At 69.1% G+C, this 23486-nt stretch carries 17 protein-coding genes and 1 pseudogene; all 18 read right to left on the reverse strand.

The genetic code is table 11. The features are described from left to right. Positions 1-9 precede the first annotated feature (9 nt). On the reverse strand, positions 10-849 hold the full coding sequence (locus tag SGFS_RS25655; protein ID WP_286253770.1) for a helix-turn-helix transcriptional regulator: 840 nt from the start codon (positions 847-849) through the stop codon (positions 10-12). Positions 850-1202: 353 nt separating this feature from the next. Further along, the gene (locus SGFS_RS25660; RefSeq protein ID WP_286253771.1) at positions 1203-1952 is read right to left on the reverse strand and encodes an SDR family oxidoreductase; all 750 of its coding nucleotides are present in this window, start codon (positions 1950-1952) and stop codon (positions 1203-1205) included. A 208-nt stretch (positions 1953-2160) separates the two neighbouring features. Further along, positions 2161-3028 (reverse strand): annotated as a pseudogene (locus SGFS_RS51855) (IS630 family transposase); the annotation flags it as partial. Positions 3029-3142: 114 nt separating this feature from the next. After that, positions 3143-4156, reverse strand: coding sequence for an amidohydrolase family protein (locus tag SGFS_RS25675; protein WP_286253773.1), 1014 nt, complete (start codon positions 4154-4156; stop codon positions 3143-3145). A 59-nt stretch (positions 4157-4215) separates the two neighbouring features. Next, on the reverse strand, positions 4216-5190 hold the full coding sequence (locus tag SGFS_RS25680) for an Lrp/AsnC family transcriptional regulator (RefSeq protein WP_286253775.1): 975 nt from the start codon (positions 5188-5190) through the stop codon (positions 4216-4218). A gap of 201 nt (positions 5191-5391) precedes the next feature. Then, a complete protein-coding gene (locus SGFS_RS25685) occupies positions 5392-7032 on the reverse strand; it encodes an MFS transporter (protein ID WP_286253777.1) in 1641 nt (546 codons plus the stop codon). 329 nt (positions 7033-7361) lie between these two features. After that, positions 7362-8522, reverse strand: coding sequence for an XdhC family protein (locus tag SGFS_RS25690; protein WP_286253779.1), 1161 nt, complete (start codon positions 8520-8522; stop codon positions 7362-7364). 303 nt (positions 8523-8825) lie between these two features. Then, the gene (locus tag SGFS_RS25695; RefSeq protein WP_286253781.1) at positions 8826-11000 is read right to left on the reverse strand and encodes a xanthine dehydrogenase family protein molybdopterin-binding subunit; all 2175 of its coding nucleotides are present in this window, start codon (positions 10998-11000) and stop codon (positions 8826-8828) included. Then, positions 10997-11998 carry an FAD binding domain-containing protein gene (locus SGFS_RS25700; RefSeq protein WP_286253783.1) on the reverse strand — a complete coding sequence of 334 codons (1002 nt, stop codon included), beginning with the start codon at positions 11996-11998 and terminating at the stop codon, positions 10997-10999. Before SGFS_RS25700 ends, SGFS_RS25695 begins: the two co-directional genes overlap by 4 nt. 3 nt (positions 11999-12001) lie before the next feature. Beyond that, positions 12002-12520, reverse strand: coding sequence for a (2Fe-2S)-binding protein (locus SGFS_RS25705; RefSeq protein ID WP_286253785.1), 519 nt, complete (start codon positions 12518-12520; stop codon positions 12002-12004). A gap of 832 nt (positions 12521-13352) precedes the next feature. Next, positions 13353-14042: a TetR/AcrR family transcriptional regulator gene (locus SGFS_RS25710; RefSeq protein ID WP_286253787.1), complete on the reverse strand. Its 690-nt coding sequence runs from the start codon at positions 14040-14042 to the stop codon at positions 13353-13355. Positions 14043-14176: 134 nt separating this feature from the next. Then, complete coding sequence (locus SGFS_RS25715) at positions 14177-15145, reverse strand: NADPH:quinone oxidoreductase family protein (RefSeq protein WP_286253789.1); 969 nt, start codon at positions 15143-15145, stop codon at positions 14177-14179. Positions 15146-15271: 126 nt separating this feature from the next. Next, entirely contained in the window at positions 15272-16030 is a 759-nt protein-coding gene (locus tag SGFS_RS25720; protein WP_286253790.1) for an SDR family oxidoreductase, read from the reverse strand. Beyond that, positions 16027-16815 (reverse strand): enoyl-CoA hydratase/isomerase family protein, encoded by a 789-nt coding sequence (locus SGFS_RS25725; RefSeq protein ID WP_286253792.1) that lies wholly within the window; start codon positions 16813-16815, stop codon positions 16027-16029. Before SGFS_RS25725 ends, SGFS_RS25720 begins: the two co-directional genes overlap by 4 nt. Beyond that, entirely contained in the window at positions 16812-18455 is a 1644-nt protein-coding gene (locus tag SGFS_RS25730) for an AMP-binding protein (RefSeq protein ID WP_286253794.1), read from the reverse strand. Before SGFS_RS25730 ends, SGFS_RS25725 begins: the two co-directional genes overlap by 4 nt. After that, positions 18452-20197: a CocE/NonD family hydrolase gene (locus SGFS_RS25735; RefSeq protein ID WP_286253796.1), complete on the reverse strand. Its 1746-nt coding sequence runs from the start codon at positions 20195-20197 to the stop codon at positions 18452-18454. Before SGFS_RS25735 ends, SGFS_RS25730 begins: the two co-directional genes overlap by 4 nt. A 580-nt stretch (positions 20198-20777) precedes the next feature. After that, on the reverse strand, positions 20778-22121 hold the full coding sequence (locus SGFS_RS25740) for a cation:dicarboxylate symporter family transporter (protein WP_286253797.1): 1344 nt from the start codon (positions 22119-22121) through the stop codon (positions 20778-20780). A 164-nt stretch (positions 22122-22285) separates the two neighbouring features. Then, a complete protein-coding gene (locus SGFS_RS25745; RefSeq protein WP_286253798.1) occupies positions 22286-23452 on the reverse strand; it encodes a mandelate racemase/muconate lactonizing enzyme family protein in 1167 nt (388 codons plus the stop codon). Positions 23453-23486: the final 34 nt, after the last annotated feature.

Raw genomic sequence — 23486 nt, forward strand, 5'->3', positions numbered from 1 at the left:
TCCAGGACGTCAGGGGGTGAGCTGCTGGTGCCCGATGACGGAGAGCAGTTCAAGCTTGCTGTGGCTCTCCGTGCCGGGGCGAGTGGTCAGCACCACCAGGGTCTGGGCGCGGTTCTCGGTGAACAGGAGCTGGGCGTCGACATCGATGCGGCCGAGTTCGGGATGGAGGAGGGTCTTGCAGTCGTCGTAGCTCTGTGCGACTTCCTGCAGTTCCCACATGCGGACGAACTCGGGGCTGTGTTCTTGGAGTTCGGCGAGGATCCGGGCGGCTCGGGGGGTGTCGCTGCCGGCGGTCAGCGCGGCCCGCAGGCGCGCCGCATGGGCGCGGCCGTGGTGTTCGTGGACCTCCTCGGGATACACCAGACGTTCGGCGGGGTCCATGAACCAGCGGTAGTAGCCGCTGCTGGCCAGACCGGTGTGGCGGGTCTGGTCGCCGAGCAGGGCGATGGCCAAGGGGTTCATCGCGAGGGTGTCGAGCAGGTCGGTCTGCACCAGGGCCGGGGTGTCGTCCAGGCGGTCCAGGACCCGCATCAGGGTCGGGCTGACATGTTCGGAGCGGTGGAAGCGGGCCGGTGCGTTGTGGCCGATGAGGGCGAAGAGATGGTCGCGTTCGTCCAGGGTCAGCCGTAGTGCCCGGGCGAGAGCCGTGGTGATCTGGACGGAGGGCTGCGGGGCGCGCTGCTGTTCCAGCCGGGCGTAGTAGTCGGTGGACATGCCGGCGAGCTGGGCGACCTCCTCACGTCGCAGCCCCTGCGTACGCCTGCGCGGCCCCTCGACCAGCCCGACATCGCGGGGCCGCAGCGCCTCACGCCGATGGCGCAGGAATTCCGCCAGTTCCTTCTTGTCCATGCCACCCATCCTCGCCCCATCCCGCCGGGCTATCCAGAGACCGCCGATCCATGGCTGAGCCACTCCTCTCCCAGCCGCGCGAAGCCGCTCACACGGCCGACACCGAGGGCGCTCGCAGCGAGACGACCCGATGATCACCTGCCCCTGCCTGATCCGCTGGGAGATTCACCATCCGTCGGCGGTACGCCGCAGGCCGTCGGTCTGGAAGACGGCCCGCCGCGATGGTCCCCCGTCGAGGACACCCAACGCTTTGACCGGCCCCGGGCCTCGTCGCCCGGCCCGGCCGATGGGACGAGGTTCGTCGCGTGACGGCTCTCGCGTGCTGTTGTTTCCCGTCGGAAACAACAGGTCGGTCAACTGCCGGCGATCATGGCGAGGACGTCGTCGTAGGAGCCGGTGGCCACTGCGTCGCGGATGAACCTGGCACGCTCGACGACAATCTCCTTCGCGTCGGGCTTCTCGCGCAGCAGGTCGAGGGCTTCGGTGAGGAAGTCGTCCAGCGGCATGGCGTGTTCGCTGTCCTGCTGGCCGAACAGGTTGGTTTGCACGCCCGGCGGGACCATCTCGATCACCTGGACACCGGTGTCAGCGCCGGCGAGCTGGATGCGCAGGCTCTCGGAGAAGGAGTGCAGCGCGGCCTTGGTCGCACTGTAGGTCGGGGTGCTCTGATAGGGGACGAACGCCAGCGCTGAGGTGACGTTCATGACGACCGCGTCGTCCTTGCCCGAAAGCAGCGGCAGGAAAGCGTACGTCATCCGGATCGTGCCGAGCAGATTGGTCGCGATGTGATCTTCGGAGACCTGGAGTCCGGCCGGGTCGAGGAGGTTCTCCCGCTGCATGATGCCGGCGTTGTTGACGAGGACGTTCAGCCCGGGGTGGCTCGCCGCCACGGTCTCACGGGCCCGGGCGATCGAGGAGGGGTCGGCGACATCGAGGACGAGGGCGTCGATGCCGGGGTGCTCGGCCGTGATCTCGTCGAGGAGTTCCTTGCGCCGGCCGGCGACGATCACCTTGTTGCCTGCCTCGTGCAGACGCAGGGCCAGACCGAGGCCGATGCCCGAGGTTCCGCCGGTGATCAGGATCGTGTTGCCGGTCATCTTCATGGGGGACTTGCTCCTTCGGTACGGCGGGCCGGTGAGCGCCCGCAGCCTCGACCGTAGGAGCGCCCGCGCAGCGGCGGGAGAGGACGGCTTATCCATGGACCGGCGCTCCCTGGCTGAGCCGCAGACGACGCTCCTGCCCGGTCAGCGCCTCCAGAGCGGGCGTAGCGAGCCACCGGTAGGAGAACCCGGGGGCCAGGATCACAACCTGTTGGAAGACGGTGAGCCAGGTGGCGTTCGCAGCGATGAACTCCCCCATCCCCGCGGTGAGATGGAGGCGCACGTTGTCCCAGACGAGCACGATGAGCCCGCCGAGCTGGATGCGGGCCCGCACGACCAGGTCGCGCAGGTCTCGCCAGCCGAAACCCTTCGGCTGGCCCAGGCGGCACCGGTACTCGCGTACCGCGTAGAACATCCGCGAGCGGCGGCCCGGCTGGTAGCAGACCATCCCTGCCATCGACACCCGGCCCGATCCTCGCCCGCGTACCCGCACCACGGCGTGCAGCCCCTGCGGCCCCAGGTCCTGGAGCGCGGCGGCGTCAGCGACTGCCCGGCCTCGTCTTGGAAGACGATCCAGGCACCGAGAGCCGCCGCGGTGCTTTTACCCGCAGCCAGACGTCCTTCTTCCACAACTCGACCGCCGCGTCGTCGCGTTCGATGGCCCGGCGGGCGGGCTGCTGCCACGATCAGCCGTGCCGTCTCAGGAGCCGCCACGTGCCTTGGAGTGTGTACGAGACGTGGAGCATAAGACCGATGAGCGTCTTCACCCGGGCCAGTGTCCACCGCTGATCTGCCCAGCCGTGTGCCAACGGCCCACGCTGCAACTCGCTTTCAAGCCGGGACAATTGAGCATTGCTGAGCTGGGGTCGTCCGGGAGATCCCACGGAGGCGGCACCGGCCGCACCGTGTTCGCGCCAGGGCCGGCGCCACCGCTCCACGGACCGCTCACTCACTCGCAGCGCGGCGGCGACCTCCCGGTTCTTCTCCCCGCGCTCGAAGCGGTCCACGGCCTGCAGTCGGACCCGCTCCCGCGCTGCCCTCCCAGCGTCGGTCAGCTCGCCGCCCTGCGCACATCTCACAAGCCCACAGCTACCTGACCATCGCAGAGGCGTCAGGAGAACGCCCCGACATCACCCGATCAAGTTCAGCAGGTTCTCTCCGGAGTCCTTGAGAGTGTGAGAGAGCGCGAACGATCAGGCTCCTGACAAGCCAAGGAGCGCGTCGGCGTTGCCATGGGCGATCCGCGCCCGATCGGCGGGAGAAACCGGCAAGTTGTTGAGGAACGCCGTGGCCTCGTCATTGGGGCTGTACGGATAATCGACCGAGAAGAGGATGCGATCCGCGCCGAAAGCGGTCAGGGCGGCGAGGAACGCGGATTGGTCGAAGAAGCCACTGGTCGTGATCCACACCTGATCCAAGATGGTCTGCGATACGTCTCGCTGCAGCCCGATTTCCTTTCCCGGTCCGAACATCGCATCGACGCGCTGAAGCATCATCGGCAGCAGCTCGCCCATGTGGCCGATGATCAGCTTCAGATCCGGATTTCGGTCGAGTGCGCCCGACACGGCCAGGCGCAGAATGTGAAGTCCTGTTTCCGCATGCCAGCCGAAACCGGCATTGGACAAGATGAACGCGGTAAAGTCCGGCAGCCCCTGGAAGTAGATGTCGCGCACCGCACGTGGCGCGGGTCCGGGATGGATATAGAGGGGGGCGCCGATGGCCTCGGCACGCGACAGGATCGGAGCGAAGCGCGGGTCGTCGAGGAACAGTCCGTCGGTGGTCCCGTTGATCGAGGCGCCGCGGAAGCCCAGTCGGGTCACGCACCGTTCCAGTTCGTCCGCGGCCGCCTCGGGATCCTTCATGGGGAGGTGCGCGAACGCCGCGAACCGATCCGGTTGCCGTTCGACGGCCTGGGCCAGTCGGTCGTTGTAGTCGCGCGCAAGGCTCACACCCTCCTCACCGGCCAGCATCTCGGCGCCCGGGCCCACGGCCGACAGCACCTGCATGGTGATTCCGGCTTCGTCCATCGAGGCGATGCGTTCCTGCTCTGTATCGTCCAGGGCCCGGTCGAGCGCACTCGCCGGCTCGTCTGCATCAGAGGGCGCCCATCCGGCCGGCACCCATCCGGATGCAGCGACGTCCGCGGCGGAAATCCTTTGCGCCAGATCAGTGAAAAGGACATGTTCCTCTAGAGCAACGATGCGCATGATCTTGTTCTCCGTCCAATTGGAATGTGAGTGCGATACAGGGGGGCGGTGCTCGGCGGTCAGCGGCTCGGCTCGTAGGTGAGTTGCTTGACGTGCCGCAGGGTCAGGGCGGTTTCCACGGCCTGCACGCCGTCGAGGCCGCCGATCTTCTTGCTGAGGTATGTGTAGAGCTCGCTGGTGCTCGAGGTGGCGACGGTGGCGAGGAGGTTGGCCTGGCCGGTGGTGGCGCCGGCGAAGCGGACCTCGTGGTGTTCTGCCAGTTTCCGTCCGGCGGTGTCGAGTGCGGAGGGGGCGGCGGTGAGCCAGAGCATCGCGCTGATGCCGTGTCCGAGGGACTCGCGGTCATGCTGCACTTTGAAGTAGAGGATGCCCGTGGAGCGCAGACGCTCCAGGCGCCGCTTGACAGCGGACTCCGACTGGCCGGTGCTGGTCTGCAGTTCACTGAAGGTAACGCGGCCGTCGCGCCGTAGCACGGCGAGCAGCGCCTCGTCCGCTCCTTCGAGAGCGATGGGGGCGGCTACCGGTTCGCTGTACGGGAGACGCAGTGCCGCCTCCTGGTCGGGTTCGAGCGCTTGAGTCTTGTCGAGCCAGCCGAGCGGGCCGCCGTAGAAGGTGTGCAGCAGGCAGTGGGCGCTGACCGAAATGACCTGAGGCGTGCGTTGCAGGCGGTCGAAGAGCAGTTCGTCGCGGTCCTGTCGGCTGCGGGCTCCCATGGCGCACAGCACTTCGGTGCCGCCGGAGATGAGATCGACGTGTGAGGTGTCGGGACGCCGGGCCAGCGCGGTGGCGAGTTGTTCGGCCACGTCGGGAGTGCAGCGCAGCCGGACGATCCAGCTCTGGCGGCCCAGCAGGCTCTCGTCGGTCATGCCGACGATCCTGAGTCCGGCGGTGGTGCGCAGTTTGCGGAAGCGGCGGGCGACGGTCTGGTCGGACACTCCGAGGATTTCGGCGATGCGGCTGAACGGCGCCCGCCCGTCCACCTGGAGCGCGTGCAGCAGCTTCAGATCGAGCGCGTCGGGTGAAGGGGACTGCATCGATGGCTCCTGCTTCGGCCGGGTGAAGTTCACGTCGTGTCGTACGACAGCGCTGTGTGGCCCGGGACGGGAAGGGTCCGATCCCGGGCCACTGAGCGGCGCCGTGCCCGTCCCCACGGTCGGCGCCGGTACCGGCGCGGTGACTGTCCGCTCCTGAGCCGTGCCGGTACGTCTGGTGTCATCTCGGTGCGGGTCCGGGGCTCACGAGGGGCGGCTGCCTGCGCCAGGCACCGTCTGAGTGCCGGCGGTGGGCAGGTCGGGTGTGCGAGGCCCTTGTACGGAGGCAGCCGGGTCTGTTGCCGGTAGGACCGACTGCTGCTGTGGCCGGCGCAGCAGGAAGAAGCCCACCACGGCCGCCAGCAGGGTCAGGACGGCCGCGACGACCAGGCAGAGCTGAAGGCCGTCGATGAACGCCTGCGACAGGGCGCCGAGGACATGCGGGGTGTCCGCGCCCAGGCGAAGCCTGCCGACCGCACTCAGTCCGCCGGCGTCCGCGGTCTCGGTGACGCGCCGGATCGTCGCTCCGCCCAGCCCCGCGTCGGTGAGATGTCCGGGCAGAGCGTCCACAGCACGAGAGGACAGCAGCGCGCCCAGGACGGCGGGGCCCAGGGCGCCGCCGAGTTGACGGAAGGCGTTGTTGGCGGCAGCGGCCATACCGGCCTGGTGGAACGGCACCGAACTGACGGCGGTGGCGGTCATCGGGGTCAGGACGAACGACACGCCCAGGCCGAGCAGGGCCATCCGCCAGGCCAGTGAACCGAACGAGGTGTTGGCGTCGATCGTGGTCAGCGACAGCAGCGCGACCGCCACGACCAGCAGGCCGCCGGGAATCAGCACACGCGGAGAGACCCGGTGCACCAGGCGTCCCATGGGGACACCGAGGACCAGCGGCACTATGCACACCATCAGCAGGCGCCAGGCCGATTCGAGGGTGCTGAGTTGCTGGACCATGCCGAAGTAGAGGCTGAGGGCGAAGAAGAACCCGATGAGCCCGAGGAAGCTGATCATGGCGATCAGTGAGGTGGCGGTGAAGGAGGGGCTGCGGAACAGTGTCAGGTCCAGCATCGGGCTGGAGCTGTGCCGCTCCACCCGTATGAAAGCGACCGATGCGGCAACGGCGGTGGACAGGGCAAGCATCACCTTGGTGTCGGTGAAGGAGTTGGCGCCGCCCTCGATGATCCCGTAGACCAGAGCGGTGATGGCCAGCGCGGCGGTGATCTGGCCGGGCCAGTCCAGTCGGCGCGTGCCTGGGGCACGGGAGTCGGTGAGCAGCTTCGTCGAGACGACCAGCGCGAGCAGCGAGGCGGGGACGGGCAGCAGGTAGAGCCAGCGCCACGCGAAGTGGTCGAGGATCACGCCCGCGATGACGGGGCCGAGTGCGAGGGCGGCTATCAGGGAGGTCGCCCACACGCCGATGAACTTCCCGCGCTCTCGCGGATCGGGAACGGTGTGGCTGATCAGGGCCAGGGTCGTGGGCAGCAACGCGGCCGCGCCCAGACCGGCGAAGGCCTGTCCGGCCCAGACGACCTCGATCGACTGGGCGCACAGTGCGATCAGGGCACCCAGACCGCTGAAGGCCAGGCCCGCCTGGAAGACCTTCTTGCGGCCGTGCACGTCACCGAAGACGCCCGCGGTGAGGATGAGCGCGGCCATGGGCAGCACGAACGCGACGCTCACCCAGGACAGCTGCGAGGTCGACGTGTTCAGCGCCCGCTGAATGGCGGGCAGGCTCGCCGAGACGGTGGTCACCGGCAGATAGGCGACGAACACGCCGACGCAGGCCATGACGAGTGTGGGCACCCGCCGCTCCTGCGGCGGGTTCGCCGTGGTCGTGACGTTCACGAAAGACTCTCTCCCTTAGGTACCAGGCGCTGTGGTCGGCTGGCTTCCGCCGCAACGTTCCGGCTTGCCGGGGAGCCGAGGCCAGCCACGAGCGCCGGATCCCGGAAATCCGACATCGGGGCCTTCGGTCCGGAGGAAGTCCGACCCGGCAGAGAACAACGGCCGGCAGCTGTCGGCGTGCCCGAAGATCTGGCAGAGCCGCGGATACAGCCGTTCCGGCCGCCCAGTGATGCGGGCCCGGGGACGGCGCAGGCGCCGCCCTCGGCGAGGGCGAAGGTCGTCATGATCAGTCCTTGTGTGGGAGGGGCCGTCCCGGAGGGCGTGCCAGGTCACGGCGTCACCAGCCGGTTGAGGGCACGATGTTCGTCGATTGCCTGGGGACCCGGCCGGTGTATCGGGCCCGTGCCCAGGGTCAGGGACAGGCCCGTGCCCTGGTTGGCATGGGCGATGATCTCCGCGGTGATGGAGACCGCCGTCTCCTCAGGCGTGCGTGCACCGACGTCGAGACCGATCGGGGAACGCAGCCGAGCCAGTCGGTCCTGCGCGACGCCCGCCTCGCGCAGGAGACGCAGGCGTTCGTCGTGCGTCCGGCGGGATCCCATCGCGCCCACGTAACCGACGGGCAGTTCGAGTGCCAGCTGCAGCAGGGGGATGTCGAACTTGGAGTCGTGGGTGAGGACGCAGACGGCGGTACGGGCGTCGACCTCGGTGCGTTCCAGATAGCGGTGCGGCCAGTCGACCACGACCTCGTCCGCGTGCGGGAAGCGGGCCGCGGTGGCGAAGACGGGGCGGGCGTCGCACACGGTGACCCGGTAGCCGAGGAAGCGGCCGGCCTGGCTGAGCGCGGTGGCGAAGTCGACCGCGCCGAAGATCAGCATGCGGGGGCGGGTCGCGGCCACATGGACGAGGACGGACAGCCGGTCGGGGCAGGTGTCCGCGTCCCCGCCGAACGAGGTGGCCGCGGTGCGTCCCGCCCGCAGCTGGGCTGTGGCCCGGTCCGCCACCGCCTGGCCTGTCGGCCCTGCGGCCAGCGTCGCGTCGGCGGTCCAGCTGTCGCCGAGAACGCTCAGGGTGGCGCCGATCAGTCCGTCGGGGCCGTCGACGACCTGTGCCACGGCGGCGGGTCGGTCCCCGGCAACCTCGGCGAGGGCCGCGGCGAGATGCGGCCGGGTCGCGGGGTCGATGCGCTGGACGAGAACGTCGAGTTCGCCGCCGCAGGTCAGGCCGACGGCGAAGGCGTCGTCGTCGGAGTAGCCGAACCATGCGCGCTGCGGGGCGCCCCGGTCCTGTAGCACCTGTCGGCACAGTTCGTAGACGGCGCCTTCGACACAGCCGCCGGAGATGCTTCCGACGGCGTTGCCGTCCTCGTCCACCGCGACCGACGTACCGACGGGCAGGGGCGCGCTGCCGGTGACGTCGACGACGGTGGCCAGGGCGAAGGGGCGTGCCTCGCGGCACCAGCGGTGCAGTGTGTCCGCGATGTTCAGCATGAGTCCTTCTCCGTGGTTTGCCGTCGGGGCGTGGGGCGGGTCGCCGCCGCGCCGTCGGGGAGTGCATACGCGGCGGCGACCCTGGTGGGTCCGGCAGCCGGGCGGGAGACCGGTTACCGGACAGGCCGGTGGCATCGAAGACCGCGTTGGCGAACGGGGCCTGCGCCGTGCAGAACGGCACCCGGGCAAGCCCCGGATGTGCATTTCCGGGGAGGCTGAATTTCCAGTGATCCCGTGGGTGGTGCGATGTCGGTCGCACCACCCGAGCACTCCTGCCCGGAGTCATCCTGACGGGTTGACGGCCTACATCACGTGCTCGATCCGGATGGGCAGCCGGTTCTGGCGCTGTCCGGTGGCGTGGAAGACCGCGTTCGCGACAGCGGCTGCCGCGCCGATCATCGTGACCTCTCCGAGGCCCTTCACACCGACGTCGTTGAGGAGCAGATCGGGCTCGTCGATGAAGTCGAAGTCGATCTCCTGTATGTCGGAGTTGACCACGAAGGGGTACTCCTCCAGCGTGGTGTTGAGGAACCCGCCGAAGCGCGGGTCGACCTCGCTCGACTCTCGGAGCGCCTGGCTGATGCCCCAGGTCACGCCCCCGCGGACCTGACTGGCCGCGGTGACCGGGCTGGCGACCCGGCCGCAGTCGACCACACAGAGCGCCCTGGGCACACTGATGCGCCGTGTCGTGGCCTCGATGCGGACCTCGACGAAGTGAGCGACCCAGCTGAAGGCCGTGAAGTCCGGGAAGACCGGACCCGCGGCGGAGAACAGGCCGGCCCGTGAACGGTCGAGCATCTCGGGGGGCTGGCCCGGTCCCACGGAGGTCACCTCCACCTCCGTCGCCCCGCCTCCGGTGGCTCGGACCGCGGCTGCCACATCCACGGTCCCGGTGTCGCCCGTGCCGAGCTGCTTGCGCAGCTCGCGCAGTGCCTTGTGCACCGCGGGCAACGCCGTCGCGGTGCCCCACGCACCGGCGGTGAGATGCTGCGGCGCGATGCGCGTGTCACCCACCTGCACGACGACGTCCCGCACGGGAACACCGAGGTCCTCCGCGACCAGGAGAGCGATGGCCGAGCGGATGCCCTGCCCCATCTCGTGGCCGTCGACGCCGACGGTCACCCGGCCATCGGCCGCCGCGGACATACGGGCCACGGCCGGAGCGACCAGGACCGGGTGGGCGCCGACAGCGACGCCCAGGCCCACGAACGATCCGTCAGCGGCACGCATCGACCCCGGACGCGGATCGCGTTTGTCCCATCCGAACCGCTCCGCACCCCGTGTCAGACACTGGGCCAGGTGGCGGGAGGAGAAGGGCAGCCCGGTGACCGGGTCCGTGGCGGTGTCGTTGGCCAACCGCAGCTCGACGGGGTCCTGGCCGGTGGCGTAGGCCAGTGCGTCGATGGCCGACTCGAAGGCGAAGCTGGCCGGGCCCTCCATCGGAGCCCTCATGAATCCCGGCGTCTGGACATCGGTTTGAACCAGGCGCTGACGTCCCCCGAAGTTGGGTACGGCGTACAGCCTCGACGTCATCTCCGTGAACATGGCGGGGTACAGGTCGTGGCGGGACGTCTGGTGCTCCGCGTCGTGGAGGGCGGCCAGGAGCCGTCCCGACGGGTCGGCGCCGAGCCGGATGCGATGACGACTGACCGGCCGGAAGCTGCCGGCGTGGAACGTCTGCGGGCGCGGAACGACCAGCTTGACCGGACGCATCAGCCTGCGTGCGGCGAGCGCCAGTGGCCCGATGTGCGGCTGCAGCGCGTTGCGGGATCCGAAGCCGCCCCCGATGTAGGGCGAGATGACTTCGACGTCGGCCGGATCGAGGTTCAGCTGCGTGGCGACTCCGTGGCGCAGTGCGCCGGCGTTCTGGGTGCCCTCGTGCACCACGAGCCTGTCGCCCTGCCATTCCACGACTGAGCTGATCAGTTCCATCGGGACCTGGTGCTGAGCCGGGTGCAGGTAGGTCTCGTCGATCTGCACCGGGCTCGCCGCGTACGCGCTCTCGGCGTCGCCCACCTTGATGTCGGGAAACCAGGGCAGGGCTTCTTCCTGGACGACGGAGGTGGCGCCTTCGTCGTCGAGTCCGACGGCGAACGGCTCGGCCTCGTAGCGTGCCCGGACGAGTTCCGCCGCTTCGGTGGCGGCGACCAGGGTGTCGGCGACGACCAACGCGATCGGCTGTCCCCGGTAGGCGACGACATCGCTGAGCAGCGGCTGCAGGCTCTGGAAGGCGAAGCCTCCACCCATCAGAAACCCGGGGCCGCGCAGTTCGTCCTCGTTGAACCGGGTCAGGACCAGACGGACTCCGGGGACCGCCTCGGCCGCGGCCGTGTCGATGGCCACGGTGCGGCCCCTGCCGATCGTGGCCACGGCGAACATGGCATACGCCAGGTCGGCCGGGACGCGGTCGGCGCCGTAGCGTGCGCTGCCGGTGACCTTTTCGTGGGCGTCGACGCGGCGCAGGTCTGGGGTCTTCATCGGGCGGCTCGCTTCCCGGCGGTGAGCAGTGCGTCAGTGACGGTGCGGATGCCCAGCTCCACTCGGAACGCGCCGGTGCGCGGAGGGCGGGCCCCGGCGAAGGCGACTTCCCCCGCGCGGCGGGCGGTTTCCCTGGTGAGTTGCTCGCCGATCAGTGAGCGTTCCGCTGTCGTCGCCCGCCAGGGGCGCGTGGCGACCCCTCCCAGACCGATCCGGCAGTCCGTGACCGTTCCCTGGGCGTCCAGCGTCACGGCGGTGGCGGCCGAGGTGAGGGCGAAGGCGTAGGACTCCCGGTCACGGATCTTGTGATAGGTGGAGCCGCGACCGGCGGGTGTCGCGGGAACGCGGATCCGCAGAATCAACTCATCGGGAGCCAGGGTGTGTTCGAGCAGGGGGTTGTCTCCCGGTTCGACGTGCAGTTCGCCGAGCGGCAGCGTCCGCTCGCCTGCTGGGCCGACCACGTCGAGTACGGCGTCGAACGCGATCAGGGCTACGGCCCAGTCGCCCGGGTAGGTGGCGATGCAGGTGTCACTGGTGCCCAGCAGCGCGTGGGTGCGGTCGAGTCCCTCGAGAGCCGCACAGCCGCTGCCGGGATTCCTCTTGTTGCAGGGGAACTCCGCCCCGCCGCGGAAGTAGCCGCATCGCGTGCGTTGCAGCAGGTTCCCGCCCACCGTCGCCATGTTGCGCAGTTGCTGGGACGCCGCCCGCCACAAGGATTCCGACAGCGCCGGATAGTCACGGCGTACGACCGGATGGTCGGCGACCTCGGCCATTCTCGCTCCCGCACCGAACGACAGTTCGCCGTCACTGGTGCTGATCTCGGTCAGCTCGGCGAGACGGTGAATGTCGATGACGGCCGGCGGCGCCTCGATGCCGAGCTTCATCAGGTCGTACAGGGTCGTGCCACCGGCCAGGATCCTGGTACCCGGCTCGGCGGCGGCCAGGGCATCGACGGCCCCGGCGACGCTGTCGGGTACCACATAGGCGAAGGAGCGCACCGTCTACACCTCGCTCTGCGCGGCCTGGTCGGCCACCTGGCGGATGGCGGCGGTGATGCCGACATACGCGCCGCACCGGCACAGGTTGCCGCTCATGTACTCACGGATGGCGCCGTCGGTCTCGGCGTGGCCTTCGGCCAGGCAGGCCAGGCCGGACATCACCTGCCCAGGTGTGCAGTAGCCGCACTGCAGGGCGTCGCAGTCGACGAAAGCCTGCTGCAACGGGTGCAGTGTGCCGTCGGGGGCCGCGACGCCTTCGATGGTCGTCACGTCCTGTCCTGCGACCTGGACCGCCGGAGTCAGACAGGACACGACGCGACGGCCGTCGATGTGCACCGTGCAGGCACCGCACTGCCCCTGATCGCACCCCTTCTTGGTTCCGGTCAGCACGAGACGCTCCCGCAGCACGTCCAGCAGAGACTCACGAGGATCCAGAGCGAGGCACACCTCCTCGCCGTTGACGGTGAAGGCCGTCTCCACCAGGCCGGTCGGCGGCCTCGTGGTCGTCGATGTCTTCTCCATAGGGGGCTCGCTCCTTCGTTGCGGCGGGCGGGTGAGCGCCTGCGGCCTCGACCGTAGAAGCGCCCGCGCAGGAGCGGGAGAGGAAGGTTTATCCATGGATCGGCGGTCTCTGCCTGATGGAGAGGTCCCTGAACGGTCCAGCCACCCCAGCCCAAGCCCCTCGGACGACACGCACAGGCGCACATCCGCCAGGCCGTTTCCCGGTCGGTCGTCGGTACGTCGCGTGGTCTGATCGAGTGATCGCGGAGGGTTTCGCACCACGTCTGACCAGCGGGCGCCTACGGGGGATGTGCGGGCTCGCGACAATCGTCGAAGGCGGAAGATCCGACCGCCCCGCACTCCGGACGAAACCCCCAGAGCGGGTCTACCTGACCTGCACCTTCAGGCCACCAAAGGATGGCCGCCAACGGCCCCTCGGCGGCAGGTGCGTTCGGCGGCGGAAGGTCGGACTGAAACCAGGCGGCCCGCGGGGTGCGTGCCGAAGGAACGCCGACGCGGGGCGTCCGCGCCCGACTCGGCGGCGGTGACGTCGGCGAGCGCGACGGCGCGCTCCCCGGCCGGGTCCGGGCCGCGCGGTACGTCACGCCCTGCGCGTGGCTGTCCGTGTCACGCCTTCGGCGGCACCACCAAGGACAGTTGATACGCGTGGGAATGCCCGGCGTCCCCGCAGGCCCAGCGGTCGATGCGGCTCGTTGACGATCACATGGTCCCACCGCCCATGTACACCCTCATGTGGTGAAAGCCGGACCGTCCGACAATGACAGCGCACGTCGTCTGGATAGGGGGTGGTGCCTGCGGAGACGATCCGAGAGGTGCGCCCCTTCCCTGGGGCTTACCTGGGCGTCGACACCTGGTCCTTGGACGAGCGCGCAGTTGTGGAAAGGGGCTCGGATGCGCCCTGCCCCGAGCTGAGCCCGTCCAGCAGGAGATCGCCGAGCTCGGAGAAGGCGTCGCCGGCGGTCAGGCCGGTCCTCTCCAGGAGGACCCCCGACTGGACCGCGTCGATGGTGACCGCTACGACGTGGGCGGCGAAGTGGCCGTTGAGGGCGCGGAAGACGCCGGTCTGCACGCCCTCTTCGATCAGTTCGTGGACCCGGTGCGCCGCGGCGGCGGAGTTCTTGCGGTAGATCTGCGCCGTCGGCTCGTAGCCGACCATGTCGTCGTAGAAGGCGTGGGAGTGCCGGCGCATGGCTGTGCCGACGCCGGTGAGGTAGACGCGGATGCGCTGCCGGGGGTCGGGCTCGGCCTGGACAGCCTGTTCGATCTCGGCGGTCGCCTCCCGGAAGAAGGCGCGGGTGACTGCCAGTACCAGCTGTTCCTTCGTGGAGGCGAGGCTGTACAGCGTCGCCTTGGAGCACTCGAGCCGTTGGGCGAGCTCGTCCATGGTCACCGCGGTGAAGCCTTCGGCCAGGATGATCGCCTCGGCCTGGAGCAGCAGTTCGTCCCGCCGGCGTGTGTCGACGACGCGCCTGCGCGCTGTTCGGCGTGGGCGTCGGTCACGCGAGTCAGTTTGGGCCGTCACCGCGGCAGTCTCCCATGAGGATCTTCGCCTGAAGCGGCGAGTGGTCGTCCGGGCCGGAAGCCGACCCCTTGCGAATGGGTACCAGCGTACCTCCTAACGTACCCACGGGGAATGTTCGCGTGAGCGACTCGTCGTCAGGCACCGACTTGCAGCAGTGTGCGGCCGAGGCCCCTTCGCTGGTCCAGGTGCTTCAGCGCAGCCGCCGCCTGTTCCAGGGGAAAGACGGACGAGAGGGGCGGGTCCAGCCGACCGGACTTCAGCAAGGGCCGGAGTTCGCGCCAACAGGCACGGGCGGCCTCCGGATCCTGTCGCCAGTACTCGTCCATCCCCACTCCGAGCACAGAGGTGTTGGTCAGCAGCAGACGATTCACTTTGACCGTGGGGATGCCCCGGCCCGCGAATCCCAGGACGAGGAGGCGCCCCCCGCCGTGCCGCAGCGCGCGAAGCGAGTCCGGGAAGCGATCCCCACCGACCGGGTCGACCACGAGGTCGACGCCCTGGCCGTCGGTGAGGGCTCTGACTGCGTCGAGGAATCCGCCGACACGTATGACCTCATGTGCTCCTACGGACCTGGCCAGTTCGGCCTTCTCCTCAGTGGATACGACCGCGATGACGCGCGCGCCGTGTGCTGCGGCCAGTTGGCAGGCCGCGCTCCCCACTCCGCCCGCGGCTCCGTGGACGAGGACGACCTCGCCGGGGCGGAGAGCACCCCGGTGGACGAGCGCGAAATGCGCGGTCAGGTAGTTAAGGGGCAGGGCCGCACCGCGGCGGGTGTCGACGTTGTCCGGGAGAGGAAAGACCATCGTTGCGTCGACAGCGACGGTCTGGGCGAAGCCACCGGTGACCGGCAGGGCTGCCACGCGGTCACCGGCGCGGAATCCGGCGCCGTCCGTGCGGACCGTTCCGGACACCTCCCAGCCGAGGACGAACGGCAGTTCGGGACGTGTCTGGTACTCCCCGCGAGTCTGCAGGATGTCCGGGAAGACCACACCCGCCCATTCGACGTCGATGAGAACCTGGCCCTCTCGGGTCTCCGGCTCCGGAAGCTCTTGTACGACCAGGGCATCAGGACCCTCGAATGCGGTGACGAGTACTCCCTGCATCAGTACCTCCCGGTCCCAAGGACCGTTTCGTGACCACTGTGTGTTTGCACATCTGCGAACCGGGTCGGCTGTGTGACCGTCCTCGACGACTCCCTCTCACGGGTCACTCGTTCGCGGGGCTCGCGGTTACCGGATGGAGGATCCGATGGAGATGCCGCCGTCGACGTCGAGGACGATGCCGGTGATGTAGCCGGCGGCTTCGCTGGCGAGGAAGGCCGCGGCTTCGGCGATGTCCTCGGGCCTGCCGGTGTGGCGCATCGGGACCTTGTTGGTGAGTTTGTCGCGTGCGGGGCCGTTCATGGAGGCGAGCATCGGAGTCTCGATGAGGCCGGGGGCGATGGCGTTGGCGGTGATGCCGTGGCGGGCGCCTTCGAGTGCGAGGGTGCGGGTCATGCCGACGATGCCGGCCTTGGCGGCTACGTAGTTGGTCTGGCCGAAGTTTCCGCGCCATGACATGGACGAGAAGCTGATGATGCGTCCGTAGCCCTGGCGTTTCATGGGACCGAACGCGGCGCGGGCGCAGTGGAAGCCGCCGGTGAGGCTGACGTCGATGACCGCGTGCCAGTCGTCGTCGGTGATGTCCTCGACGCGGTTGTCGCGGATGATGCCGGCGTTGTTGACGAGCACGTCGAGGCGGCCGAGATCGGCGGTGATGCCGGTGATCCAGGCATTGACCTGGGCCGAGTCGGTCACGTCCATCACGTCGGTGCGGAGTTTCGGGTCGTGGGTGTCGGCGATGGTCCCGGCGGCATCGGTGAGGGCTTGTTCGTTGACGTCGGCCAGCGCGACGGTGGCGCCCTCCGCTGCGAACCGGGTCGCCATGGCGAGGCCGAGACCTTGTGCGGCCCCGGTGATGGCGACGACCCGTCCGTGGTAGCGGTTCACTTGTTGTCTGCTTTCGTGGTCCGGAGAGCGAGAAAGGCGCGCAGGGCGTCGGCCACCGAGCTCGCCGTCCAGTTGTCGGCGAAGGTGGCCAGTTCCTCGCGCAGAGCCTGCTCGGGGGTGATGCCGTCGATGCGGTGCAGGAGTGTCTTGAGGCGTTGCTGGGCGGGGCTGTGGCGGTCGGCCAACTGGTGGCAGACGCGGGTGGCTGTGTCGTCGAGGTCGGCCTCGGGCACGATCGCGTGGATCCAGCCGGTGTGCGCGAACTCGGTGGCGGGCAGCAGTTCGCCGGTGAGCAGGAGCCAGCGCGACAGGCCCCGTCCGACCGCGCCGGGAAGCCGGACGCTGGACCCGCCGGCCGGTACCAGCCGCCGCTGTAGGTGGCCGTCGCCGATGAGGGTGGTGTCGGCGGCGACGACGACATCGCAGGCCAGCGCGAGTTCGAGGCCCCCGGCGACGGCGTGACCGTGCAGGACGGCGACCCAGGGTTTCGGGCTGGCCGCGATGCGGCTGAAGCAGGCGGATACGTCGGCCAGGAAGCCGACCGGGTTGTCGCCGCGGTCGTGCAGCTGGAGGAACTGGTGGAAGTCCCCGCCGGCGCAGAAGCTCGGCCCGTTGCCCGCCACGGCGATCACTGCTGTGGCGGGGTCGTCCTCGGCGCTGGTGATCTCCTTGCCCAGGGCCTCGATGAGTGCGGCGTCGAGGGCGTTGCGCCGCTCCGGGCGGTTGAGCAGCAACCACCTGACGGCGCCGCGTTGTTCGACGAGGAGAGGTACGGTGTCGGTCACTGTGGCTCTCGGCTTGAAAGTTCCGTGCGGCGACGGCTGCGCAGCAGGTAGCGCTGGGTCTTCCCGCTGGGTGTCTTGGGCAGGGCGTCGATGAAGTGGATCGTGCGCGGGTAGGCGTGGGCGGCGTAGCGGGTCTTGACCAGCAGCTGCAGCTCAGCGGCCAGCTCCGGTGATCCGTCACCGCCGTCGCGGAGGACGACGTATGCCTCGATGACCTCGCCGCGGACGTCGTCGGGTGCGCCGATGACGCTGCACTCGGCGACGGCGGGATGCTGCGCGAGGACGCTCTCGATCTCGAACGGCCCGATCCGGTAGCCCGCCATGATGATGACGTCGTCGTCGCGGGAGGAGAAGAAGAAGTCCCCGTCGTCGTCGACCCGGCCGGCGTCGCCCGTGAGGTACCAGCGGCCGTCGGCGGTGAACTTGGCGCCGGCCTGACCCGGGATCTGGTAGTCACGGAAGGTCATCAGCGGGCTTTCGGTGACGTCGATCGCGACCCGGCCGAGCACGCCCGGTCCGGCGGGCTCGTCCTTGTCGTCGGCCAGGACGGTCAGGCTCCAGCCGGGTACCGGCCGGCCCATCGATCCGGCCTTGAGGGGGCGGGCGAGTTCGGGGTGGTGGTGGTTGGCCAGGGGCATGCCGACCTCGGTCTGGCCGAAGTGGTCGTGCACGGCCAGGCCGAGCGCGGAGCGGGCCCACTCGTTGACCTCGGGGGTCAGTGGCTCGCCCGCGCTGGACGCCCGCTGCAGGCGCAGTCCCTGCGGTACCGGCGCCGTTGAGGAGCGCAGTCCCCGGTACACGGTCGGGGCGGCGGTGAAGTCGGTGACCTGGTGGTCGAGGAGGGTGCGCCAGGTTGTCTCGGGGGAGAAGCCGCCGGACAGCAGCAGGCTGGGGATGCCGGCGGCCATCGGAGCGACGATGGCGGAGTACAGCCCGTAGGCCCAGCCGGGGTCGGCGGCACACCAGTAGACGCTGTCCCGGGTGACGCCAAGGCCGTACTCCAGGTAAACCTGCCATCCGGCGATGTAGGAGACAGGGTGGATGACCCCCTTGGGCTTGCCGGTGGTGCCGGAGGTGAACATGTGCACCAGCGGGCCGTCCCCGCTCGTGAGGACGGCGGGCACCGGCTCGGTCGACGCGTCCGCGACGAGATCGGCCAGCGACGCGTCACCGTGCTGCGCGCCGGTTCCGGTGACGACGAGGCGGCGCTGGGGGTCGTCCGGCATGTCGGGGCCCGGGTCGAGCTTGTGGCGCTGGTCCGGGTCGACGACCACGACGCGCGCACCGGCGCCTTCCAGGCGCAGGGCGATGGCCTGGGGTGCGAAGGCGGTGAACAGCGGGACGTAGACCGCGCCGAGCCGCCAGATCGCGAGGATGACGGTGACCAGGTCGGTGCTCTTGCCCATCAGGGTCGCCACCCGGTCGCCCGGACCGACCCCGAGCCCCTGCAACGCCCGCGCACAGCGGTGCGACTCCGCGGCGAGCTCGCCGAAGGTCAGGGCGGAAGTCTTCCCGGCGCTGTCGACCACGGTGAACGCCGTGCGGTCGGCGGGATGCCGGTCGCACAGCAGTCGGGCAACATCCAGGGACGGAGCCGTGAAGGTCTCGGTCAGTTCGGCGACCCGGTCGGCGGCGCTCATCGCTGGTCCTTGCGGTCGATGACCGGCAGGACCAGGCGGCTGGGGTGGTTCGGCCCGTGATGGATGTGGTTGACGGCGGGGATCATCTGCTCCTCGCTCTCACGGGCGATGACACCGCCGGTGTTGGTGTTGCGGTCGTAGCGGGGGAAGTTGCTGCTGGAGACGTCCACGCGGATGCGGTGACCGGGAAGGAACACGTTCGAGGTGGCTGTCATGTCGATGGTGATCTCGTAGACCGTGCCGGGCTCCATCAGCTCTTCCGTGGCGAGGCCGCCCCGGTAGCGGGTGCGCAGGATCCCGTCGCACAGGTTGATCGCCTTGCCGTCGGGGAAGACGTCGACGAGCTTGGCGGTGAAGTCGGTGTCCACCGCCGAGGAGGAGACGAACAGGGTCAGGCTGACTGGACCGGTGACCTCGACAGGCTCTTCGAGCACGGGGGTGGCGAAACACAGCACGTCGTCGCGGCCGGTGACGGTCCGCTGGTCGACCGGGCCGCAGAATCCCGGTGTCACCGGCATGGATGCCCCGCCGGCCGAGGGAACCGGACGGCGCGGGTCGTAGAGGTAGGTGTCGTGCTCGACGCCGGCCGGTGGCTCGGTGGTCAACGCGCCGTCACCGTCAGCAGTGTTGGCACGACCGCCGCTGGTGAGGTGGTAGTCGGTCCACAGCGTGTCGGGCAACGGCCACTCCTGCTCGTCGCGCCACTGGTCAATACCCATCACGAAGATCTTCACCGGTGCCACGTCGTCCAGAGCGGTGGTGTCGCCGCGCAGCCAGCGGTCGAAGAACTTCACATGCAGACCGGTCAGGCCCAGCATCTGGGCACTGGCCAGCGGGCCGAAGGAGCGGTCGGGATAGACGCCGGTCGTGGCCATGTGATCCCACGGACCGATGATCAGCCGTTGCCCCTCGCGCGCCTGCGCAGTGCCCGTCTGTCGGCGGGCGGTGGTGTAGGTGCGGATGGTCTGCCCGATGTAGAGGTCGTACCAGCCGCCGATGTTGAGCGCCGGAACGGTGACGTTCTTGAGCTCGGGCGTCAGCTCCATGGCGTCCCAGTACGCGTCGTGGGAGGGGTGGGCCATCCAGTCGTCCCACCACTTCCCGTACGCAGCTAGGACCGGAACCTCCGCCGTCGGCAGCACCTCGTTGAGTGACTCGGCGGACAGCAGCGCCTGGCCGAGCTGCTGCACCTGGTCCACGGAGCCCTCACCGGCCGCCAAAGACCGCTGCGCATCGGCCGCGTACATCATGGCGTTCCACAGCGTGACCAGACTCAGTGAGAGCGCACCGCCCGCGCCATACCAGGGCGACTCGTAGTTGTCGATCGAGGTGAAGGCCGGTGCGATCGCCTTGAGCGCAGGAGCGCCGGTCACGGCGGTCTCCCACTGCACCATCCCGAGGTAGGACGGCCCGTACATGCCCACCGTGCCGTCCGACCATGGCTGTTCCGCGATCCAGGCGACGGTGTCCTCGCCGTCGGCCCGATCGGCCATATGCGGAACGAACTCGCCTTCCGAGCGGTGGGTGCCCCGGCAGTCCTGCACCACCACCGCGTAACCGGCCTCCACCAGAGTCAGGAGGTCGGGGATGGCTGACTGGCCGAAGCCCATCACGTCCTTGCCGTACGGCAGGCGCACGAGCAGCGTCGGGGCCGCCCCTTCGGCCGGATGCCACACGTTGGCGGCGAGGGCTACGCCATCACGCATCGGGACCTGGACGTCTATGTCGTATATGTGCTGCATCGGTGCTCCTCATTGAGCTGACGGCGTCGCCCCCGGATGTGGGTACGTTAAGAGGTACGTTCGTACCCTGTCAATTACCGGATGGAAGGTAGACCGCACGTGATTCACTTGCGCGGAACCCGGTGAGGACCCCAAGGTCCGCGAGGGTGTATCGATGCGTGGCGCCTTGCGCGAGTTCCTCGACGCCGCCGCGGTCGAGGGGCAGCTTCCGAACGGGTACAGGCGAGGTGGCAGACGGCAGAAGCCGGGGCCCGGAGACGACGTCCCAGGTGGCCGTCCGGACGATGAGTACCGGGCCCGGGCACGTCGTCGAGAATCTCAGGGAAGGACCGTTCGAGACGGTCGGTCGGCTGACGACGGCGAGGGCGGTGACTGAACCGCCCAGCGCCTCCAGAGTGGCCGTCTGCTGAAGAACCGCATTGCCTGCCGCGGGGCTTCGAGGCGGATGGTCATCGAGTGGGCGACGCCGGGCGTGCTCACTGGAAGGGTCCTCATCCGTCCTGGTGTGCGGCGGCCTGGAGGGTGCCGCCGGTGGGTGACGTGTACGGGGTCGAGGGATGACCGCACTCGACGGGCACGGCTACTTGCCCGCGCTGACCTTGGCGGTGTCCAACTCGTCCTGCGGCGGCGTGGTGGTGCGGGCGTGCAGGACCCTGCGGGCCTGTTCGGTGTCGAAGTCGTTCTCCCACTTGCCGATCACGATGGCGGCGACGGCGTTGCCGAGAACATTGATGAACACGCGGCCCTCGTTGAGGATGCGGTCGATGCCCACGATCAGGGAGAGGGCGGCGAGCGGGATGTGGCCGACCGCGGTGACGGTGCTCGCGAGAACGATGAACGCGCCGCCCGCGATCCCGGCGGTGCCCTTGCTGGTGAGCATCATGACGCCGACCATGATCAGCTGCTGCTGCCAGGACAGGTCGATGCCCATGGCCTGGGCCAGGAAGAGGGAGGCCATCGTGAGGTAGACCGCGGAGCCGTCCAGGTTGAAGGAGAACCCGGAGGGGATGACGATGCCGACCACGGGCCGGCCGATACCGAGGATCTCCAGTTTGCGTACCAGCTGGGGCAGGACGGCCTCGCTGGAACAGGTGCTGAGGGCGACGAGCAGTTCGGCCTTGAGGAAGCGGATGAGGCCGAACAGACTCAGGCGGCAGGCCCGCATGATGGCGCCGAGGACGACCAGGACGTAGACGACGCAGGTCGCGGTGAACAGGATGATGAGATAGCCGAGCTGTTTGAGGCTCTCGGCGCCGTAGGTGGCGACCACGGTGGCCAGGGCGCCGAAGGTGCCCAGGGGCGCGAGCCGCATCACCCAGCCCACGATGCGGAAGACGACGTCCGACAGCGCCTTGATGCCGCGGGTCAGCGGTACCCCTTCTTCGCCGGCCATGTTCAGGGCCGCACCGAAGACGATCGAGACCATCAGCGCGGCCAGGATCGCGTCCCCGGTGATCGCGCCCAGCAGGGAGGCGGGGATGAGGGAGGAGATGAAGCCGGTGAAGGTGGCGTGCTCGGTGGCGGTCTTGGGCACCTCCTCGGCGTTCAGTGACGAGGGGTCGACGTGCAGGCCGGCGCCGGGCTGGAAGATGTTGGCGACGACCAGCCCGATCAGCATGGACACAAGGGACAGCACCAGGAAGTAGCCGATCGCCTTCACACCGATCCGGCCGGCCTTGCGCAGGTTGTCCATGGAGGCGATGCCGGTGGTGACCACGCAGAAGACGACCGGGACCACGATCATCTTGACCAGCGCGATGAACCAGTCGTTGAGCGGCTTCAGGTCCTCACCCAGCCCGGGCGCGAGGATGCCGACGGCGATGCCGAGAACGGCGGCCAGTACGACCTGGAACCACAGCTCCCGTATGAGACGGCTCAGCCGTGACCGCTGCGGGCGGCCGGCGACGGTGGTGGTGCTTGTCATCGTTGGTGCTCCTTTGCACGACGATCGGGTGTAGCCCTGTCCCGTGGGGGTTCGGGGGACGCGACACGGCCCGGGCGTCCCCGCTCTCGTGTGTGGCGCCCGTATCCGGCGGCGTCGGCCGACGGCGCCCACCCGGTGGCGTGCGCGTCCGCGGTGGGGGGCGGTCAGCTGTGCAGGGCGCGCAGCACCTTGTAGAAGGCGGCCTTGCTCTCGAAGCCGATGCCGGGGGTGTCGGTCAGGCCGACGCGGCTCTTCTCGACGACGGCGTCGTCGGCGAAGCCGCCGGTGGGCTGGAACTCGCCCGGGTAGGACTCGTTGCCGCCGAGCTTGAGGGCAGCTGCGATGTGCAGGGAGAACTGGTGCCCGCCGTGCGGGATGCAGCGGCGCGAGGACCAGCCGTGCTGACGGAGCATGTCCTGGATGCGCAGGTACTCCACCAGACCGTAGGAGAGCGCGGGGTCGACCTGGATGGTGTCGCGGTCGGGGCGCAGGCCGCCGTAGCGGATCAGGTTGCGGGCGTCCTGGAGGGAGAAGAGGTTCTCGCCCGTGGCGATGGAGCCGGTGTAGTGCTCGGCGACGGTGGCGTTGAGGTGGTAGTCGAGCGGGTCGCCGATCTCCTCGTACCAGAACAGCCCGTAGGGCTCGATGGCCCGCCCGTACTCCAGGGCCGTGTCGAGGTCGAAGCGGCCGTTGACGTCGACGGCCAGCCGGGAGCCGTCGCCGTCCAGGACGTCGATGACGGCCTCGATACGGCGCAGGTCCTCCGCCAGGTCGGCGCCGCCGATCTTCATCTTGACGACGTCGTAGCCCAGGTCAAGGAAGCCGCGCATCTCGTTCTGGAGGTCGGTGAGGGTCTTGCCCGGGGCGTAGTAGCCGCCGGCGGCGTAGACGAAGACGGAGTCGTCGGGCTGCCCGTCGCCGTAGCGCTCGGACAGATACCGGTACAGCGGCTTGCCCTCGATCTTGGAGGCCAGGTCGAACAGGGCCATGTCCACCACACCGACCGCGACCGAGCGCTCGCCGTGCCCGCCGGGCTTCTCGTTGCGCATCATCACGTCCCAGGCCTTGGCGTGGTCCAGTCCGCCCTGCTCGTCCAGCAGGCGGCCGGGCTCGGCCTCGAGGAGGCGGGGCAGGACCCGGCGGCGCAGGATCTCTCCGGCGCTGTAGCGGCCGTTGGAGTTGAAGCCGTAGCCCACCACGGGCCTGCCGTCCCGGATGACGTCGCTCTCGATCGCCACGATCGAACAATCCATGGAGCTGAAGTCGATCCAGGCGTTCCGGATCGAGGAGCTGATCGGAACGACGCCCTCGTAGACGTTGGTGATCTTCACTGGGGAGCCTTCCTTATATCTTATAAGATGTGAC

It is taken from the genome of Streptomyces graminofaciens (assembly GCF_030294945.1).
Classification (GTDB): Bacteria; Actinomycetota; Actinomycetes; order Streptomycetales; family Streptomycetaceae; genus Streptomyces; species Streptomyces graminofaciens.

Bases quoted from the DNA above. Each gene is read 5' to 3' on its own strand.
- SGFS_RS25655 (WP_286253770.1), bottom strand. From the start codon at position 849: ATGGACAAGAAGGAACTGGCGGAATTCCTGCGCCATCGGCGTGAGGCG.
- SGFS_RS25660 (WP_286253771.1), bottom strand. From the start codon at position 1,952: ATGAAGATGACCGGCAACACGATCCTGATCACCGGCGGAACCTCGGGC.
- SGFS_RS25675 (WP_286253773.1), bottom strand. From the start codon at position 4,156: ATGCGCATCGTTGCTCTAGAGGAACATGTCCTTTTCACTGATCTGGCG.
- SGFS_RS25680 (WP_286253775.1), bottom strand. From the start codon at position 5,190: ATGCAGTCCCCTTCACCCGACGCGCTCGATCTGAAGCTGCTGCACGCG.
- SGFS_RS25690 (WP_286253779.1), bottom strand. From the start codon at position 8,522: ATGCTGAACATCGCGGACACACTGCACCGCTGGTGCCGCGAGGCACGC.
- SGFS_RS25695 (WP_286253781.1), bottom strand. From the start codon at position 11,000: ATGAAGACCCCAGACCTGCGCCGCGTCGACGCCCACGAAAAGGTCACC.
- SGFS_RS25705 (WP_286253785.1), bottom strand. From the start codon at position 12,520: ATGGAGAAGACATCGACGACCACGAGGCCGCCGACCGGCCTGGTGGAG.
- SGFS_RS25715 (WP_286253789.1), bottom strand. From the start codon at position 15,145: ATGCAGGGAGTACTCGTCACCGCATTCGAGGGTCCTGATGCCCTGGTC.
- SGFS_RS25730 (WP_286253794.1), bottom strand. From the start codon at position 18,455: ATGAGCGCCGCCGACCGGGTCGCCGAACTGACCGAGACCTTCACGGCT.
- SGFS_RS25735 (WP_286253796.1), bottom strand. From the start codon at position 20,197: ATGCAGCACATATACGACATAGACGTCCAGGTCCCGATGCGTGATGGC.
- SGFS_RS25740 (WP_286253797.1), bottom strand. From the start codon at position 22,121: ATGACAAGCACCACCACCGTCGCCGGCCGCCCGCAGCGGTCACGGCTG.